The following is an 18,783-nucleotide window of genomic DNA, read 5'->3' as shown; positions in this document are numbered from 1 at the left end:
GGGAACGGCTTCGGCGGGGTTTTCCGTGATCGCCCAATGCACCCACCTGACGCCGTACGTTACGAGCGGTGAACAGGGCATACCCACCCCTAACCAGCCGCCTGGCCCCCTGAGCGAGCCTGGATCGCCGCACGGCGGACGGGCACGGCGACGCTCGGCTAGGGGTTGCCGGGCGCGCGAAGGGGCCGGAGACTTCCTGAACTGTGACTGCCCTGAACGAGAAATCGAGCCGATGGCTCCGGCGATTCCACGCGTCCGACGACGCCGCGGTGCGACTGGTGTGCCTGCCGCACGCGGGCGGGTCGGCCACCGCTTACTTCCCGTTCTCGCGCGCGGCCGCTGAAGGCGGACTGGACGCCGACGTCATCGCCGTGCAGTACCCGGGCAGGCAGGACCGCCGCGACGAGCAGTGTTTCGACGACCTCGAGGCGATGGCCGACGTCATCGCCGACGACCTCGGCCCGTGGATCGACCGGCCGGTGGCGCTGTTCGGCCACAGCATGGGCGCGACGCTCGGGTACGAGGTCGCGTGCCGGCTCGAGGCACGGGGCGCCCGGCCGCTGGGGCTGTTCGCGTCCGCGTGCCCGGCGCCGTCGGTGCCGCGGCCCGAGGACGTCCACGAGCTCGGCGACGACGGTTTGATCGCCGCCCTCAAGGAGATGAGCGGCACCGGCAGCGCCGTTTTCGGCGACGACGAACTGCTGCGCCTGGTGCTGCCCGCCGTCCGCGGGGACTACACCGCCGTCGAGACCTACCGCCACGAGCCCGGGCTCGCGCTGGACTGCCCGGTCCAGGTGCTGCTGGGCGCGGACGACCCCGTGGTCGACCTCGCCGAGGCCGAAGCGTGGCGTGGCCACACCCGCGGCGGCTGCGCGGTGAAAGTGTTGCCGGGCGGGCATTTCTACCTGAACGCCCAGCTCGAAGGGGTGCTGACGACCGTCGCCGCGCGCTTGCGCGAATGGCGCGGGGAGGTACTCGCGTCCGCAACCCCTGATCTCGGGCGGCTGACGGGGGAGTAAACCCCAGGCCGCTTTCAGGTGCCGCCCCCATGGCCGGAAGGGCCCGGGTCCGCGAAACTTGGTGCAGCAAGGAAACAGACCGGACCACCGCCCCTCGGAGGCAGCCATGATGGCCATCAGACCCGCTCACGGCGTCGCCCAGCGGATGCTCCCCGACGGGCATCTCGAGCTGGTCAGCAGCAGCCGCCAGGTGGACTGCGAACCGGTCGCCGCGGCCATGTGGATCGCTCTCAAGCAGCACAACGGCGACATCGACAGCGCCAGCGCCGTCCTCGCCGAACTGTGGGAGACGGACGTCGAGGACCTCCGCTACGACATGATCGCGCTGGCCGGTTCCCTCTGCTCCCTCGGACTTCTCACCGAGGTGTGAGCACCCCCGGCCGCTCGCGGTCGTGAAGCGCTTCTCTGCCCGCCGCAAGTCCCCGCTGCGCCATTGGCTTGGCGTCAGCGGGGACTCGCGGGGTCACACCGGTTTGGTGTCCAGTTCCTCGTCCAGGAGCGCGAAGAGGTCCTCAGCGCTGGCGTTCTCGATGTCCGCCGACTTCTCGGGAGCCGAGTACGCCGTCAGCAACGCGGTCAGGCGGCTGACCAGCTTCTCCCGGTCGTCCTCGGCCAAGGCGTTGTCCCGCAACGCGGCTTCGAGAGCGGCCAACCGGGAATCCACAATGGACGGCTGGTCCGCCAGGCCCGTTCCGAGGAGCCCCGCCACCGCGCCCGGGGACGGGTAGTCGAAGATCAGCGTCGCGGGCAGGCGCTGACCGGACAGCTCGTCCAGCCGGTTCCGCAGCTCGATCGCGGTCAGGGAATCGAAGCCGAGCTCGATGAATCCCTTGCGCGGGTCGATTGCGTCCGAGCGGTCGTGCCCGAGCACCACCGCGGCCGTGCCGCACACGAGGTCGAGCAGCGCCCGCTCCCGTTCCCCGGCGGGCAGGGCCTCGATCCGGGCCCACGAGTCGTCGGCGGCCGCGGCACGCCGCCGCGTGCCCGCGCGCACCAGGCCGCGCAGCATCGGCGGCACTCGGTCCGCGGCGGACCGCAGCCCGGCCAGGTCGAGCCGGACCGGCACCAGCGCCGGCTGCGAGGTGCCGAACGTCACGTCGAACAGCTCGAGCCCGTCGGCGAACGACAGCCCGGCCACGCCGGACCGCGCCATCCGGACCAGGTCGGTGTCGCCGAGCGCGCCCGCCATGCCGCCGGACCACAGGCCCCACGACAGCGACACCGCGGGCAACCCGCGCGCCGTCCGGCGGTGGGCCAGCGCGTCGAGGAACACGTTCCCGGCCGAGTAGTTCGCCTGCCCGGCCGAACCGAACGTGCCCGCGACGGAGGAGAACAGCACGAACGCGGCCAGGTCGAGCTCCGCGGTCAGCTCGTGCAGGTGCCAGGCCGCGTCCAGCTTCGGCCGCAGCACCGCGTCCATCCGCTCCGGGGTCAGCGCGAGCAGCACCCCGTCGTCCAGGACGCCTGCCGTGTGCACGACCGCGGTCAGCGGGTGCTCGGCAGGCACGCCCGCCACCAGCGCGGCCGCCGCGGTCCGGTCGGCGAGATCGCAGGCCGCCAGCGAAACCGAAGCGCCCAGCTCCTCCAGTTCCGCCTTGAGCTCCGTCGCTCCCGGTGCCGCCTCGCCGCGACGGCTGGTGAGCAGCAGGTGACGCACGTCGTGGTCGGTCACCAGGTGCCGCGCGATCAACGCGCCCAGCGCCCCGGTGCCGCCGGTGACGAGCACAGTTCCGTCCGGGCTCAGCGACGGTGCCGAAGTCTCGGGGGCGAACTTCGCCAGCCGGTGCACCAGCACCGCCCCGTCGCGGACGGCGACACCGGGCTCACCGGCTTGGATCGCGCCGAGCACGGTGGCCAGCGGTGGTTCGCTGCCGTCGAGGTCGACCGCGGCGAACCGGTCCGGGTACTCCAGCTCGGCCGACCGGACGATGCCCCACAGCGCGGCGTGCACCAGATCGGCGACGTCTTCGTCGGGACGCGTCGCGATGGCATGGGAGGCGGCCACGACGAGCCGGGAAGCGGCCAGCGCCGGTTCGCTGACCCACGTCCGGACCAGGTCCAGCAGCCGGTGGGCGGCCTCGCGGGCCAGTTCGGGCGACGCCTCCTCGGGTGCCTCGAACGACACGGACACCACGTCCGGGGCGGCCTTTCCCGTCCCCACCGCGTCGGTCAGCGCGGCAAGGTCCACATAGGACTCTCCGCCGAGGCCGAAGGGATCCGCGCCGAGCACGGCGTGCGAAACGCCGGAAGCGGCATCGCCGGAGTAAGGCTGCCATTCCACCCGGAACAGCGAGTCGCCTGCTGCCGGACGGGCGAACGCGTCGTCGGCGATCGGCCGCAGCGCCAGCGCCCCCACGGTCACGATCGGCGCGCCAGCGGGATCGGTGGCGGTGAGCGAAATGGTGTTCTCGACGTCTGCGGAGAGCACCACGCGCAGGCTCGACGCCCCGGCGGCGTGCAGCGAAACCCCGCTCCACGCGAACGGCAACGCTGGCTTGTCCTCCGTCAGCCCGGCCAGACCGATGGTGTGCAGCGCGGCGTCCAGCAGGGCGGGATGCAACGCGAAGGCCGAACCGTCGGTGTGCTCCGGCAACGCGACTTCGGCGGCGAGAGTGTTCCCGTCGCGCCAGACCCGGCGGAGCCCGGCGAAGACCGGCCCGTAGTCGAAGCCCTGGGCGGCGAGTTCGTCATAGCGGCTGGTCACGTCGATCTCGACCGCACCGGCCGGGGGCCACTCCGCGGCGGCAACGGGCGTGTCCGCCGTCGGCGACACCCTCCCGCTGGCGTGGTGCGTCCACTCCCCGGTGTCCGCGGCCCGCGAGTAAATGCCCACCGCGCGGGTGCCCGACTCGTCCTCCGCGCCCACCGTCACCTGGACCGGGACGGATCCGTGTTCGGGCAGGATCAGCGGGACCGCGAGCGTCAGCTCGTCGAGCCGCGCGCAATTCACCTCGTCGCCCGCCCGCACGGCCAGTTCGACGAAAGCCGTGCCGGGGAACAGCGGAACCCCCTGCACGACGTGGTCGCCGAGCCACGGCTGCGCGCGCAGCGAAAGCTCCCCGGTGAGCACGACGCCGCCGGTGTCGGCGGTCGCCACGACCGCGCCCAGCAGCGGGTGCCCGGCGTCGACCTGCCCGACCTCGGCGACCCCGCGGACGCGGGCCCCGGTCGGGTTCTCCAGCCAGTAACGCTTGCGCTGGAAGGCATACGTCGGCAGCTCGACCGATGCCCCGCCAGCGTAGAACGCCGAAAAGTTCACAGTGGACCCAGTGGTGAACAACGTGGCCACGGCGGCGGCTGCCGACTCGCTTTCGGGCCGGTCCTTGCGCAGCACCGGCACGAACGTCGCCCGGTCGTCCGCGCCAAGGCACAGCTGGCCCATCGCGGTGAGCACGGCCGACGGGCCGACCTCCACGAACGTCGTGACGCCAGCGTCGAGCAGCGTGCGGACACCGTCGGCGAACCGGACCGCGTCGCGCACCTGGTTCACCCAGTACTCCGGCGAAGTCAGATCGGCGTCCGGCGAAACCGTCGAGACGATCGGGATCGCGGGCTCGGAATAGGTCAGCTTCCGGGCGACGAGAGCGAAATCGGCCAGCATCGGCTCCATCAACGCCGAGTGGAACGCGTGCGACACCTTGAGCCGCGAAGTCTTCTCGAAGTTCGATGCCACCGCGAGGACCGCGTCCTCGTCGCCGGACAGCACGACCGACGCCGGTCCGTTGACGGCGGCGATCGACACGCCCTCGGTCAGCAGCGGCACGACATCGGCCTCAGCCGCCGCGACAGCGACCATTGCCCCGCCGGAGGGAAGGGCCTGCATCAGCCGGGCCCGCGCCGTCACGAGCGTGCACGCGTCTTCAACCGAGAGCACTCCGGCGACGTGCGCCGCGGCCAGCTCGCCGATCGAATGCCCCAGCAGGTAATCCGGGGTGACGCCCCACGATTCGAGCAGACGGAACACCGCGACTTCGACGGCGAACAACGCCGGCTGTGTGTACCCGGTCTCGTCGGAACCCAGCACGGTCCGCACCGGCACGTCGAGGTGCTTGTCCAGTTCGGCCGCCACCGCGTCGAAGGCCTCAGCGAACGCCGGGTAGGCCGCGGCCAGCTCCAGGCCCATCCCGGCGCGCTGGGCGCCTTGCCCGGTGAACAGGAACGCCGTGCGCCCGGTGCTCGCCACGCCTTCGACGACACCCGCCGGTGCGCGGCCCGCCGCGTACTCGGTCAGCGCGCGGATCGCGGCGGTCCGGTCGGCCGCGACGATCCCGGCGCGGTGCTCGTACTGGGTCCGGGTGGTCGCCAGTGAGAATCCGATGTCCACAGTGGACGCATCGGCAGTGCAGGACGCGAGGTTGCCCGCCTGTGCCCGCAGGGCCTCCGCGTCGTTGGCGGACAGCAGCCAGGTCGCGGGTCCATCGTCCGAAGAACGCGTCACCGGGTCGCCCTGCTCGACAATCACGTGCGCGTTGGTCCCGCTGATGCCGAACGACGAAACGCCCGCGCGACGCGGCCGCCCGGTCTCCGGCCACGGCGTCGGCTCACGGAGAAGCGAGACGGTGTCGGTCCATTCGACGTGCGGCGACGGCTCGTCGGCGTGCAGCGTGCGCGGGAGCACGCCGCGCCGCAGCGCCTCCACCATCTTGATCACGCCGCCGACGCCCGCCGCGGCTTGCGTGTGGCCGACGTTCGATTTGAACGACCCGACGTGCAGCGGCCGATCAGCAGTGGCCGCCTTGCCGTAGGTGGCGATCAGTGCCTGCGCCTCGATCGGATCGCCGAGCTTCGTTCCGGTGCCGTGTGCTTCGACGGCGTCCACATCGGACAGTTTCAGTCCGGCGTCCGCCAAGGCCGCGCGGATCACCCGCTGCTGCGCTGGCCCGTTCGGGACCGTGATGCCGCTGGACGCGCCGTCGGAGTTGACCGCGCTGCCGCGCAGCACCGCGAGGACGTGGTGGCCATTGCGGCGCGCGTCGGAAAGCCGTTCCAGCAGAAGCATTCCGGCACCTTCGGAGCAGCCGACGCCGTCCGCGGTGCTGCCGAACGCCTTGCACCGGCCGTCCCGGGAGAGGCCCTGCTGCTCGCTGAAGTAGACGAACATGTCCGGGGTCACCATCACGGTGACGCCACCGGCCAGCGCCAGCGAGCATTCGCCGCGGCGCAGCGCCTGGGCCGCCCAGTGCAAAGCGACCAGCGACGACGAGCACGCCGTGTCGACCGACACCGACGGACCTTCGAGCCCGAGGGTGTAGGAGATGCGGCCGGAAATCAGGCTGCCGTCGCTGCTGCCCGCGCCGTAGTCGTGGTACATCACGCCGGCGAAGACGCCGGTTTTGCTGCCCCGCAACGTCGACGGCACGATCCCGGCGCGTTCCACCGCCTCCCACGCGGTCTCCAGCACCACCCGCTGCTGCGGGTCGAGCGTGCGGGCCTCACGCGGCGAGATGCCGAAGAACTCCGGCTCGAAGTCGGCGGCGTCGTAAAGGAAACCGCCCTCCTTCGAGTACGTCGTGCCGGGGCTTCCCGCGGGGTCGAAGATCGAATCGGTGTCCCAGCCGCGGTCCTCGGGGAACTCGCCGACCGCGTCGACACCGCCCGCGACCAGGTCCCAGAGCTGCGCGGGCGTGGCGACCCCGCCGGGGTACCGGCAGCCCATCCCGATGATCGCGATCGGCTCGTTCATCGCCGCGGCGAGCTTCTGGTTGTCCGCCTTGAGCCGTTCGTTGTCCACCATGGACTGCCGCAGCGCGGCGACGATCTGCTCGGTGGACGGTGCGGTGTTCTGCTCGTGGCCGGTCACTGGGAAGTCCCCTCGTTCGTCGGTCTCGGCACCTGCCGTCGCGGGCCGGGTCGCCCGCGCGCACCACGACCTCGCCGAAGCTATTCGCGCCTGCCCGCGAATCCCCACCCCTAACGGCCCCTAACGCCGTAATGCCGGGTCTGCCGAGCGGCCCGCCGCGATTACCGTTTCCCCAGCAGTGTTTCCCGGACCCCGGCATCGGAGAGTGCGTTGTGCGAGTCATGTTGATGGTCTTCCCGACTAGGACGCACGTCTACAGCATGGCCCCGGTCGGGTGGGCGCTGGCGGCCGCCGGGCACGAGGTGCGGTTCGTCGGCCAGCGCAATCCCCGCGAGGTCCTGCCGTTCGCCGAAACCGGCCTCGACGCGATGTGGTTCGGCGAGGACCTCGACATCGCGGAGCACCGGCGGCTCAGCGCCGGCGGCGACGACACCGCGCACAGCAAGCACCAGCTTTCCGAGAGCCGCCCGGAGCGCTACACCGAGGAGTACGTGCGCACCGTTTACGACGGCTGGGTCGACGTTTTCCGCTGGAACTCGCCGGAACCGCTGCTCAACGACCTCGTCCGGTTCGCCCGGCACTGGCAGCCGGACCTCGTCGTGTGGGACCCGCTGGTCTACACCGCGCCGATCGTCGCGCAGGCGGTCGGCGTCCCGCACCTGCGGATGATGTACGCGGCCGACCAGACGGCGCGGATCGGCGCGCAGTACCGGGACCTGCGCGCGAGCAAGCCCGAGGACACCAGCCCGGACCCGTTCGTGGAATGGATGTCGGACGCGGTGGGCCGCTACGGCGCGGACTACGACGAGAACCTGCGCTACGGCGTCAAAACCATCGACTGCCATCCGTCCTATCTCCGGTACGACGGCGTCGACGTCGACTACCTCCCGGCGCGGTTCGTGCCGTTGAACAAGCCGATGGCGCTGCCGCGCTGGGTCGTCGAACCCCCGTCGCGCCCGCGCGTCATGCTGACCCTCGGCATCTCCAACCGGCAGACGCTCGGCGAAGAGGAGACCTCGGTCTCCGCGCTGCTCGACGGCCTAGCCGACCTCGACGTCGAAGTGATCGCGACGCTCAACGCGGAACAGCTCGCGTCGGTCGACAAGGTTCCGGACAACGTGCGCGCGGTGGACTTCGTGCCGATGTACGAACTCCTCGCGAGCTGCTCGGCCATCGTGCACCAGGGCGGCGGCGCGACGATCGGCAACGCGGTGGTCAACGGCGTCCCGCAGCTGGTGATCCCCGGCACCACGTGGAGCGAGCGGATTTCCGCGCTCGCACAGGTGAAACGCGGCAACGGCCTGATGATCGATCTGGAAGAGGTCACGCCGGGCTCCGTCCGAAATGGACTCCAGCGGTTGCTGGAGGAACCGTCGTTCCGCGAGTGCTCGCTCGAGGTCCGGGACGAGATGCTGGCGACGCCGACCCTCAACGACCTCGTGCCGGAACTGGAGCGGATCGCTCGATGCCGGTGACGCAGCGGCCCCGCGTCGTCCGCACTATCGGCTTCCTCATCGCGAGTTTCCCCCTCCGCGTCGTCGCGTTCGTGCTCGTGCTCGCCACGACCTTGCTCGGCATCGCCACCACCATGCTGTGGATCGGCATCCCGATCCTGATCACCGCGACCTCGACGGCCCGCGGCCTGGCCCGCGCGGAACGCCGCTGGGTGCGCGTCATGCTCGGCGTCGACGTCCCGCCGCCCCGCCGGCATCCGCACGGCGCCGGGCTGCTCCTGACCTGGCAGACCCGGCTCGTGGACCCGGCCACGTGGCGCGAACTGCTCTACGCCTTGCTCGCGTTCCCGCTGGGCATCGTGGAATTCGTGGCCGGGATCGTGTCCGTCGCCGTGCCGCCGTTCGGCATCTTCGTGGCGCCGCGGATCGGGGCGATGCACGGCGTGTTGGCGCTGTCGATGCTCGGGCCGGACCGGACGGCGCAGCTGGAGGCCCGTTCCCGGCAGTTGAAGGACTCGCGGGCCCGCGGCGTCGATGCCGTAGAGGCCGAGCGCAAGCGCATCGAACGCGACCTGCACGACGGGGCGCAGCAGCGGCTGGTCGCGGTGGCGATGAGCCTGGGCCGGGCGCAGCTAAAGCTTGACGATCCCGCCGCCGTGCGCGAACTGGTTGGCGCGGCCCATACGGACGCGAAACTCGCCGTGTCCGAGCTGCGCGACCTCGCCCGGGGGATCTACTCCCCGGTGCTGCAGGACCGCGGCCTGGACGCCGCGTTGTCCGCCTTGACCGCGCGGATGCCGATCCACGTGGACGTCGAGGTGACGGTGGAACCCCGGCCGCCCGCGCCCGTGGAGACCACGACGTACTTCATCGTCAGCGAAATCCTCACCAATATCGCCAAACACGCGGGCGCGGACCGCGCGTCGGTACGCGTTACTCGCGACGACGACACGGTGGTCGTCGAGATCATCGACAACGGGCACGGCGGCGCATCCGTGCGTCCGGGCGGCGGACTGGCTGGCCTCGCCGACCGAGCGGGCACCATCGACGGCGTGCTCACCGTGGTCAGCCCGGCGGGCGGGCCTACCGTCGTGCGCGCCGACCTTCCCGTGCGCTGGTAAAGCGACCAGCTTCCGACCTCGCGACGGCCCACCCCCTAACGCGCTTGCCGCGCCTGTCCTCCCGCGCGGCCAAGGTCCGCTTTAGACGGTCTTTAGGGGTTGTCGCAAGCACCGCCGGATGTCAAATTTTTCTTGCGTTCCAAGCCATTTCGCACGGCTCGTTTCCGCTGGGGGTTTCACCGCCCGGACAAGGACTGGGGAATCGTATGCACACGTTGACACGCAGGCTGCTGGTGGTGGGAGCCCACGGCGACGACGAAACGCTCGGCGCGGGCGGGACCATCGCCCGGCTCGCCGACGAAGGCGTCTCCATTTCGCTTTGCATTCTCACCAACGACGACGGTTCGCGTTCGGCCGCCGGCGCCGAAGTCACCAACCGCACCGACGCGATCGAACTCGCCGCCAAAACACTGGGCATCGAACGCGTGCGAGTCCACGAATTCGGCGACAACCGGCTCGACACGGTCAGCCACCTCGCGCTCAACCAGGTCGTCGAACGCGAGGTCCGCGAATTCGAGCCGGACACCATCTTCGCGACCAGCATGTGCGACCTGAGCACCGACCACGCCCTCGTCAGCCGCGCCGCGCGAGTCGCCGGCCGGCCGGGCAAGGGCCCGGTGCGCGAAGTCCGCACCTTCGAGATCCGCTCCGCCACGGACGTCGGAGAAGCCTCCGGGCTGCCGGTCGCCTTCCGGCCGAACTGCTGGCAGCTTCTCGACGAAAGCCACCTCGAGCGCAAAATCGAAGCCCTGCGCGCCTACGGCAAGGAACTCGAGCCGTGGCCGAACCCGCGCAGCGAACGCGGCGTCCGCGCACTCGCCGAATACCGCGGCTCACAGGTCAGCGCCGGGCTCGCCGAAGCTTTCGAAATCGTCCGTTCCGTCCGATGACCGGATTTCCCTCCGCTTTTCCCGCTCGCTTTTCCACTGCCCATCCAGAAACGGGTGACCAGGAATGACCAGTACTGTCGCTGAATTCGAGACCATCGCCGAACGGAACGAGCTGACGTCGGTCGCCGTGATCGGGATGGGCTACGTCGGCCTGCCGACCGCGCTCGGCCTGCACGCCGGCGGCGTCGGCGTGATCGGCATCGACCTGTCGCAGAACCGGCTCGACTCGATCCGCTCGGGCGAGGTCGACCTCATCGAAGCCGACCACCGCAGGCTCGAGAAAGCCGTGCACCAGGAGGACTTCCAGCTCACCACGGACTCCGCGCGGATGGCCGACGCCGACGCGGTGCTGGTCTGCGTCCCGACCGGGCTCGACGAGTACCTGATGCCCGACCTCGGCCCGCTGGAGGCGGCGTGCGCGGCGCTGGTCGCGAACGCCCGCCGCGGCCAGACGTTCATCCTCACCTCCACCAGCTACGTCGGCACCTCGAACCGGCTGCTGGTGAAACCGCTGGTGGCCAAGGGATTCACCATTGGCCGCGACCTGTTCGTGGCGTCCAGCCCCGAGCGCATCGACCCGGGCAACGTCACGCACACCCAGGCGGAGACGCCGCGCGTGCTCGGCGGTGTGACCCCGGTGTGCACGGCGATGGCGCAGCGCGTGATCAACGTGCTGACCCCGAGCGTGCACTGCGTCAGCTCGCCGGAAGCGGCCGAGATGACCAAGCTGTACGAAAACACCTTCCGCGCGGTGAACATCGCGCTGGCCAACGAGTTCGCCGAGATCAGCGACGGCTTCGCGATCGACCCGATCGAGGTCATCGACGCGGCGGCCAGCAAGCCGTACGGCTTCATGGCCTTCCACCCCGGCCCCGGCGTCGGCGGCCACTGCATCCCCTGCGACCCGCACTATTTGCTGTGGCAACTGCGCGCGACGCAGAGCAACGCGCCGTTGGTGACCCAGGCGATGCACGCCATCGCGGAGCGGCCGAAGCAGGTTGTCGACCGCGTACTGAACACACTGTCGCGCGAAGGCAAGGGCATGGCGGGTACGCGCGTGCTGGTGGTCGGCGTGACCTACAAGCCCGGCGTGCAGGACGTGCGTTCGTCGTCCGCGCTCGACATCATCGACCTGCTCGCCGCGAAGGGCGCGAAGGTCGGCTACTACGACCCGCTGGTCCCGAACGTCCGCGTGACCGGCGGTTCGCTCGACACCGTCCCCGAGCCCGACGGCGAGGACTGGGACGTCGCGCTCATCCACACCATCCAACCGGGCCACGACTACGAATGGCTCGCCGACTGCCCGACCGTCATCGACGCCACCTACCGCCTCGACCCCGCGCTCTTCACGAACTGAGAAAGGGACACTAACGTGCGTTACCTCATCACCGGAGGCGCCGGGTTCATCGGCTCCCACCTCACCGAACACCTCCTGGCCCGCGGCGACGAGGTCGTCGCGCTCGACAACCTCAGCACCGGCACCCTGGACAACCTCGCCGGCGTCGCCGGGCACCCCGGTTTCCAGTTCGTGCGCGGCTCGATCACCGACCCGAACGCGGTCGAATCGTGCATGGCGGGCATCGACGCGATCTTCCACCTCGCCGCCGCGGTCGGCGTGTTCACCATCCTCGACAAGACGATGGACAGCCTCCGCACCAACCTGCACGGCACCGAGAACATGCTCGACGCGGCGCTGCGGCACGACGTGCCGATCCTGGTCGCGTCGACGAGCGAGATCTACGGCAAGAACACCGCGGACGGCCTGCGCGAGGACGACGACCGGATCATCGGGTCGCCGCTGAAGAACCGCTGGTCCTACGCCGAGGCGAAGGCTCTGGACGAGACGTTCGCCCACCTGTACGCCGTCGAGCACGGCCTGCGCACCGTGATCGTGCGGCCGTTCAACACGGTCGGCCCGCGCCAGACCGGCCGCTACGGCATGGTGATCCCCCGGTTCGTCACCCAGGCCCTGGCGGGCGAACCGATCACCGTGTTCGGCGACGGACAGCAGACCCGCTGCTTCTGCCACGTGCACGACGTCGTGCCCGCGCTGGCGGACCTGCTCGCCGACGATTCCGCGTACGGCAAGGTGTTCAACCTCGGCAGCAACGAGCAGACCACCATCTCCCAGCTGGCCGAGCGTGTGATCGGCGCGACCGGTTCGAGCAGCACCATCACGAAGGTGCCGTACGAGGAGGCGTACGGCGACGGGTACGAGGACATGCAGCGCCGCATCCCCGACTGCACCCGCGCGTACAATCAGATCGGCTTCGTGCCGACGCGCTCGCTGGACGACATCATCGCCGCGGTGGTCGCCGACCGCCGATCCTGACCGGTTCCCGCCCTCGGTGAAGGGCCTCTCGCGGATCTCGCGCGAGAGGCCCTTCACGCGTTCCGGAGCTTGACGTAGACGGCGGCGAGGTGACTAGCGGCGGTGTTCGCGGACACTCCCAGTACCTCCGCGATCACCCCGACCGGCGTGCCCCGCGCGGCCAGTTCCGCAACCCGCAGCTCGACCTCGGTCAGCACTCTCGCCCCGCATTCGGTCAGGCTCTCCGGCACGCTTTCCGTCAGCTTTTCGGTCACTGTCCGGCACCGGCCAGTTCGCCCGCCAGCCCCCGCCGCCCGGCGACGCCGAGTTTCCGGTACACCCTGGTCAGGTGTTGCTCCACAGTGGACACTGTGATGTACAGCGTTTCCGCGATCTGACGGTTGGTCCGCCCATGTGCGGCGAGTTCAGCGACCCGCAGTTCGGCGTCGCTCAACGCGGTCGCCGCCGGTCCCTCCGGATCCGCGCGCGGCGGCTCCGGTCTCGACGCCACCGGGCGAGGCGCGAGCGGGCGCAACGGCTGCCGAGGCACCTGCACCGGCTTCACCAGGCCTGCCGAGCGTTCCGCGCGCTGGCCGAGCTGGTTGATCGCGCGGACGGTGCGGGCCAGTTCGAGCCGGTCGCCGGATTCCTTGAACGCCTCCGCCGCCCGGTTCAGCAATCCGGACCGCGCGCCGGCGTCGCCCGCGAACGCCAGCACCCGCAGCGCCACCGCCTGCGAGAACGAGTCCGTCGTGTCCGCCAGCTGCTGTTTCGCCAGCTCGACCGCCAGGGTCGGGTTGCGCAGCCGGAGGTTCGCCTCGGCGAGGTCGGTCCGCCACGGTGCCACGGCGGGCAGGTCAAGGTCGTTTTCGCGGAGAATGCGCTGGCATTGCTGGAAATCACTCACCGCGGAGAGCCCTCGGTTCGTGGCCAGATGGAACTGCCCGCGCGCCCGGAGGAACCGCACCCCGCCGAGCGTCGTGAACACCGATTCCGGCAGCGCGTGGCGCAAAACCCCAGCCGCGGCCTTGAACGCGCCTGCCGCGGTGTGCGCGGTCAGCATCGTGGCGAGCGGATACGTGATCGCGACGCCCCAGTTCGGTTCGTCAAGCAGCGCAAGCGCTCGGCTCGCCGCCTCCGCCGCGCTGGCGGGCTCGCCGCGACGCAGCAGAAGACTCGCGCCGATCGCGTCGAGCATCGCCTTCCAGGTCACCGCGCCGCGGTACTCCGCCTCCTCGGCGAGCGACGTGCACCAGCCTTCCGCTCGGTCCGCCTTGCCGTCGTACGCCAGGGCGAGAATCGCGGTGGAGAGCGCTTCCAGCGACGTGTCAGAGAGCCTGCAGTTCTGGAGAATCCGTTCCGCGCACACCGAAGTCTCTTCGCTGCCACCGACCTGCCAGACCGATGCGAGCGTTTTCGCGGTGCGCATCCAGGGATCCGAGGCGTCGACCGACAACTCCGGCGCCGTGCCGTAATGCCAATGCGCGGCGAGGGTCAGCTCAGCCGCCGTGCGCGGGTGCAGCGGCTCGAGGTCGTCGCCCAGCCGGACCAGCGCGGATTCGAAGGTTTCCCGGTCGCCGAACCACAACGACTGGCGCACCACCGCGATCCGGTCGGACTGGTCGAGCGAAGCCCCTTCGCACAACGCCGCGAGATGCGGAGCGGCCGCCGCCGGGTTGACCCGCCAGGTGATCTTGGCCAGCATCTGGGAAATCATCTGCTGCTCCCACGACGCAGTAGTCGTTGATGCCGCCAGTTGCAGGCAACGGGTCGCGAAGTCGACGTCGTCGCCGAGCATCACCTGCTCCGCCGCCGCGACCAGCACCGGCAACGCCCACTCCGCCTGAGCTTCGCCCGCCGCCACGAGATGCCGCGCGACCTCCGGTGCGGGCAACCCGCGTGCGTGCTTCACCTCAGCGGCCCGGATGTGCAGCTGCACCTTCTCGGACCCGCGCAACCCGCCGACCACCGCCGCCGCGGCCGGCTGCTGCCGGAACCGCACACCGTCGACCAGCCCGGTCTCCACGAGCAACCCCGCGGACGTCTCCGCCTCGACCGGGTCCACGCCCGCGACTGTCGCGACCGCGTCCGTCGTGACGTCGGTGTCCAGCACCGCGATCGCTGTCGCCACCTCCCGCAGCGGCGAACCGTAGCGATGCAGAAGCCGTTGCACCGCATCGGAATACGCCGGTCCGTCGTCCACCGAGCTACGGCGGGCGTCGACCAAAGCGCTGACCAGCAACGGATTTCCCGCGCTCAGTCCGTGGATCCGCTCAGCTTCGCCGTGGTCCGGGACCAGCTGTGCGATCGCCTCCACGGTGAACGGCGTGAGATGCACGTACCGGTGCGGCTGCGCGGCGAAGGTCATGCCCTCGCCGGAATACCAGCCGTCCGGCTGCGTCAGCACCAGCAGCATCCCCGCCGACCGCGCCCGCCGCTGCAACCGCAGCAACAACCGCGCCGACGTCTCGTCCACGTGCTGCAGATCGTCGACCGCGATCAGGAGCGACCGCTCTCGCGCCAACCGGTGCAAGGCACTGCACAACGCGGCGATCCGGTCCTCGCCGTCCGCGGCGGCCAGTGTTTCTCGCGGCAATGCCGGGCTGGCCAGCAGTTGGTCGAGCACACCTCCGTCGACGTCGCGCTCGTCGGCCGCACCCGCCGCGGTGAGCGTGAGAACGCCCAGTTCACGGGCCCGCGCCACCACTTGGTTCTGCACTTGCGTTTTCCCGCTGGCCGGTCCTCCGCCGACCAATACCGTGTCTCCTGCCCCCGCATCGCATTCGATCAGCAAGCCCTCGAGAAGGGACACTGCTTCATTCGGCTCGGTGCGGCGGTTCTGCCCCCAGTTCACGCCCATCGCAAGCTCCTCGACCCAACGGTCATCTTCCTGCGGGTACCACGGTCGCAGCCGCCCCCTAAGCCCAGCCAACCGCGATCTAAAGTCACTCAATCAGGTGATCACGATTACCAAGCGTCGCTTTTGCTCTGGCTTCTGTTGGCCTTCGCCTGGAGGCGAGTGGCAGATTTCCACTGCTGCGACTGGGCTTTGGCTCCGGAAGGTGATCTTGTGCGCACTGTGTCGGCAGTACGGGTTGACCACTTCGAGCGATAGCGTAATCGAACGCGCGTTCGATTGAATTGTGGGGTGAGCACGACTGCGACGCTCCCCGCCTGGCAATTGTCAGACCGGGACCTGACCACCAGGCTCCTGACCACCCAACGACAGCAGAACGTCGCCTACGCCGCGCAACTGGAGACAATCCGGGAACTGCACTCGCGCGGCGCCCTGCCCGAGGGCTACACCTCGACGTCGTCGTACCTGGCGACGATCCTGCACGTAACCCCGCGCGAGGCCCGCTCCCGGCTCGCCCAAGCCACCGGGACCCTCCCGCTGACCTGGAAAGCCCTGTCCTCGGGCGAAATCACCGCCCAGCACGCCGCGGTCATCGCCGAATTCCTCGCCGCCGCCCCGAGGTGGCTGACCCCCGAGGACTACACCGTCGCCGAAGACACCCTGGTGACCCTCGCGACCCAGGCCAACCCCAGCATCGTCCGCCGCGCCGCGACCCGGCTGAAGATCTACTGGGACAGCGATCCCGCCTACCCTGACGTGGACCACGACCTGGACCCAGACTCGGTTCCCGACTCGGACTCGCGGCCCGAGGAAGCCGCCCGCCCCTGGCGGGAATTCCGCTGGCAGTGGACCCAGAGCGGCCGTTTCCGCTTCAGCGGCAACGTAGACCACGAAACCGGCACCCTGATCGAACAACTGCTGGTCCCCCTGGCCGCACCGGACCCCGCGACCGCGCCGGACACCCCCGACCCCCGCACCCCGGCCGAACGCCACGGCGATGCCCTCGCCGCGATCGTCGACCTGGCCGCCCGCACCCCCGACCTGCCCGCCAAAGCCGGCGAACGAGCAGTCGCAACGGTGACGGTCGATTTGGAAACCCTGCAGGGCACCGCGAAAACGGTCGTGACAGGAGACGAATCCGTCCTGTCCGCCGCCGACCTGCGCCGAATCCTGTGCGACGCCAAGGTCTACCCCGCGGTCCTGGGCACCGAAGGCCAGGTCCTGGACCTGGGCCGCTCCGCCCGCACCGCCACGAACGCCCAGCGCCGGGCCCTGGCAATCCGCGACCGCGGCTGCACCTTCCCCGGCTGCGACCGCGGTCCAAAGTGGACCACCCCGCACCACATCGTCCACTGGGCCCACGGCGGCCCCACCGACCTGGACAACCTGGCCTCGTGCTGCGAACGCCACCACCGCCTCCTCCACCACAGCGGCTGGAAAATCGCCCTCCACGACGGCACCGTCCACTGGATCCCGCCGTCCCTCCTCGACCCGGAGCAGAAACCGCTCCGCAACACCGCCCACAACCCGCCGCCCACCCCCTTGCGAGCCACAGCATGAGCCCGCGCGCGGAGCTATGAAGCCACCATTCCCACCCGCCCACCAAGGCCCGGGTGCCCCTGACGCGCCCGCACACCACAACCCTGACCCGCTGACAACCAGGGATCTACCGGGGATAAGGGTGGGTAAACCCCAGGGAAGCTTCAGGAGCACACCCCATGGTCCCGGCGGCCCGCTTCCGAGAAACTAGGTACATCAAGGAAACACCCCCTCTCAACCAGGAGGCCATCATGATGGCAATCACCACCGCCCCCGGCGTCACCCAGCGCATGCTCTCCAACGGCCACCTGGAGCTCACCTGCCGCACGTCCAACCGCCACATCGAGTGCGAACCGGTAGCCGCCGCGATGTGGATCGCCCTGAAACAGCACAACGGCGACGTCGACCGGGCAGCAAGCACCCTCTCCGCCCTGTGGCACACGAACGAAGACGACACCCGCTACGACCTGATCGCCCTGGCCGGCTCCCTGTGCTCCCTGGGCATGGCCACCGAGTCGTAACCGGCGAGGCCTGAGCCGGCCCGTGACACCCGCGGACCGATCCCACAGCAGCACTCCCCTGCCTGGGCCGACATCCGCACCCCAGCCCTCCGACCGAACCAAACCCTCGGCCGCACTGCACAACGCACCACGCGACGCACTCGGCCGAAGCGCCCCAGCACGCCCCGGCACCGGGAAACCCCGGACTAGCCCGGCAGCTGGAACGCGGTCACATCCCCGAAGCGAAGCGAACAGCCAGCCAGTCAGGACTGGTCGAGAGCCCGTTCAACCGCACGGCGCGCCCGGCCCGCAGCCGCCCGGTGGTGCTGGAGCTACGTGGCAGCGTTCAACGCCAGCCCGGCAGCGACGATCTCGAACAGCGCCTCATCGACATCGAACCCGCCCGGCAGCTCACCGCTCGCCACCGCCGTGGTCAAGTCGGCGCGCAGCTGTTCCCGCCAGCGCGACCACACCTCGGCCACCGCCTCACGGACCCGGTTGGGACGGCCGCCGTACTCGGTGAGCGCCGCAGTCATCAGGCAGCCACCGGGAAGCAGCGGTTCTTCCCGATAGGCCACCGAGTTGGCGCAGACCGCACACAGACCTCCCGCGTCACCGCCGTCCCGCAGACGACGGGTTGGGCGACCCGCAGCTGAACTGGGCAGTCGAGGCCGACGGACCACGCGTTTTCCACGACGGCGACACAATCTTCCACGGTTCCTGGTGGCTCATCGCACGCCGCTTCAGCCCGTTCGACTCGGCATTCCTGCCCGCCAACGGCGCGGTGGTCGACGCGCCGCACCTCCAGCCGCCGAGTCCGCCGCCCGCTGCGATGGACCCGATGCAGGCCGCCGCGGCCGCGGAACTCCTCGTCGCCCAGTACGCGGTCTCGATGCATTACGAGGCGGAGCAGCCGTCCAAAGTCGCGGGCTACGTCGAGATTTCCGACCCGGAGAACGAGTTCCGCACGCACGCAGGACGACGCGCGCACGTGTCACCCCTCGGAGAATGGCTGCATCTGGCGCACGCTGGCTAATGTCGATGAACTCCGGCTCGGAATCGAGCGCCGCGCAAAGGAAACCGACTTCGTTCGAGCGGACCATGCAGGGCGAGCCGGGACGGGCCAGACCAGGCAGGTCGCGCCAAGCCAGGCGGGTCGCACCCGCCAGGAACGCCAGCAGCCCGTGCCGATCCTCGCGATCGACACGGGCTGCCAAACAACCAGCGCTAACTGCCTACAGAGCCGTTAGTTATCCGTCCCAGCCTGCCGCAACGCGGCGACAACCGGCCCA

General features: G+C 70.1%; 14 protein-coding genes. 10 read left to right on the top strand and 4 right to left on the bottom strand.

Annotation, left to right across the window (positions count from 1 at the left end; genetic code table 11):
- Nucleotides 1-203: 203 nt before the first annotated feature.
- Both FKO37_RS14055 and FKO37_RS14050 read left to right on the top strand, forming a co-directional pair.
- On the top strand, nt 204-1,019 hold the full coding sequence (locus FKO37_RS14055) for a thioesterase II family protein (RefSeq protein ID WP_238604595.1): 816 nt from the start codon (nt 204-206) through the stop codon (nt 1,017-1,019).
- Between the two features lie 106 nt (nt 1,020-1,125).
- Nucleotides 1,126-1,389: a hypothetical protein gene (locus tag FKO37_RS14050; protein WP_051172840.1), complete on the top strand. Its 264-nt coding sequence runs from the start codon at nt 1,126-1,128 to the stop codon at nt 1,387-1,389.
- Between the two features lie 93 nt (nt 1,390-1,482).
- Here the strand turns inward: FKO37_RS14050 and FKO37_RS14045 are convergent, their stop codons facing one another.
- Nucleotides 1,483-6,819, bottom strand: a complete 5,337-nt coding sequence (locus FKO37_RS14045) for a type I polyketide synthase (protein ID WP_238604594.1) — start codon at nt 6,817-6,819, stop codon at nt 1,483-1,485.
- A 221-nt stretch (nt 6,820-7,040) separates the two neighbouring features.
- On the opposite strand from FKO37_RS14045, the gene FKO37_RS14040 reads away from it, so the two are divergent.
- The 5 genes from FKO37_RS14040 (at nt 7,041) to FKO37_RS14020 (ending at nt 12,616) form a co-directional block, all read left to right on the top strand.
- Nucleotides 7,041-8,294: a nucleotide disphospho-sugar-binding domain-containing protein gene (locus tag FKO37_RS14040; RefSeq protein WP_238608264.1), complete on the top strand. Its 1,254-nt coding sequence runs from the start codon at nt 7,041-7,043 to the stop codon at nt 8,292-8,294.
- The gene (locus tag FKO37_RS14035) at nt 8,285-9,394 is read left to right on the top strand and encodes a sensor histidine kinase (protein WP_238604593.1); all 1,110 of its coding nucleotides are present in this window, start codon (nt 8,285-8,287) and stop codon (nt 9,392-9,394) included. The genes FKO37_RS14040 and FKO37_RS14035 overlap by 10 nt, the downstream gene beginning before the upstream one ends.
- 206 nt (nt 9,395-9,600) lie before the next feature.
- Complete coding sequence (locus FKO37_RS14030; protein ID WP_238604592.1) at nt 9,601-10,284, top strand: PIG-L deacetylase family protein; 684 nt, start codon at nt 9,601-9,603, stop codon at nt 10,282-10,284.
- Between the two features lie 64 nt (nt 10,285-10,348).
- Nucleotides 10,349-11,641, top strand: coding sequence for a nucleotide sugar dehydrogenase (locus FKO37_RS14025; protein WP_037810562.1), 1,293 nt, complete (start codon nt 10,349-10,351; stop codon nt 11,639-11,641).
- Between the two features lie 15 nt (nt 11,642-11,656).
- Nucleotides 11,657-12,616, top strand: coding sequence for an NAD(P)-dependent oxidoreductase (locus FKO37_RS14020; protein WP_037810563.1), 960 nt, complete (start codon nt 11,657-11,659; stop codon nt 12,614-12,616).
- A 53-nt stretch (nt 12,617-12,669) separates the two neighbouring features.
- On the opposite strand, the gene FKO37_RS46905 is transcribed toward FKO37_RS14020, so the two are convergent.
- A complete protein-coding gene (locus tag FKO37_RS46905; RefSeq protein ID WP_238604591.1) occupies nt 12,670-12,870 on the bottom strand; it encodes a LuxR C-terminal-related transcriptional regulator in 201 nt (66 codons plus the stop codon).
- Nucleotides 12,867-15,455 carry a LuxR family transcriptional regulator gene (locus FKO37_RS14010; RefSeq protein ID WP_238604590.1) on the bottom strand — a complete coding sequence of 863 codons (2,589 nt, stop codon included), beginning with the start codon at nt 15,453-15,455 and terminating at the stop codon, nt 12,867-12,869. Before FKO37_RS14010 ends, FKO37_RS46905 begins: the two co-directional genes overlap by 4 nt.
- A gap of 288 nt (nt 15,456-15,743) precedes the next feature.
- On the opposite strand from FKO37_RS14010, the gene FKO37_RS14005 reads away from it, so the two are divergent.
- Nucleotides 15,744-17,012: an HNH endonuclease signature motif containing protein gene (locus FKO37_RS14005; protein WP_238604589.1), complete on the top strand. Its 1,269-nt coding sequence runs from the start codon at nt 15,744-15,746 to the stop codon at nt 17,010-17,012.
- A 230-nt stretch (nt 17,013-17,242) separates the two neighbouring features.
- Complete coding sequence (locus FKO37_RS14000; protein WP_205673190.1) at nt 17,243-17,512, top strand: hypothetical protein; 270 nt, start codon at nt 17,243-17,245, stop codon at nt 17,510-17,512.
- Between the two features lie 311 nt (nt 17,513-17,823).
- On the opposite strand, the gene FKO37_RS47750 is transcribed toward FKO37_RS14000, so the two are convergent.
- Nucleotides 17,824-18,174: a TetR family transcriptional regulator C-terminal domain-containing protein gene (locus FKO37_RS47750; protein WP_374204296.1), complete on the bottom strand. Its 351-nt coding sequence runs from the start codon at nt 18,172-18,174 to the stop codon at nt 17,824-17,826.
- Here FKO37_RS47750 and FKO37_RS13990 point away from each other — a divergent pair.
- Complete coding sequence (locus tag FKO37_RS13990) at nt 18,129-18,527, top strand: MBL fold metallo-hydrolase (protein WP_238604587.1); 399 nt, start codon at nt 18,129-18,131, stop codon at nt 18,525-18,527. The two genes, FKO37_RS47750 and FKO37_RS13990, sit on opposite strands and share 46 nt — an antisense overlap.
- Nucleotides 18,528-18,783 lie beyond the last annotated feature (256 nt).

It is taken from the genome of Amycolatopsis sp. Poz14 (assembly GCF_006704225.1).
GTDB lineage: Bacteria > Actinomycetota > Actinomycetes > Mycobacteriales > Pseudonocardiaceae > Amycolatopsis > Amycolatopsis nivea.
The sequence above is the reverse complement of the archived record's forward strand: the minus strand, read 5'-3'. Positions and strand labels throughout refer to the sequence as shown.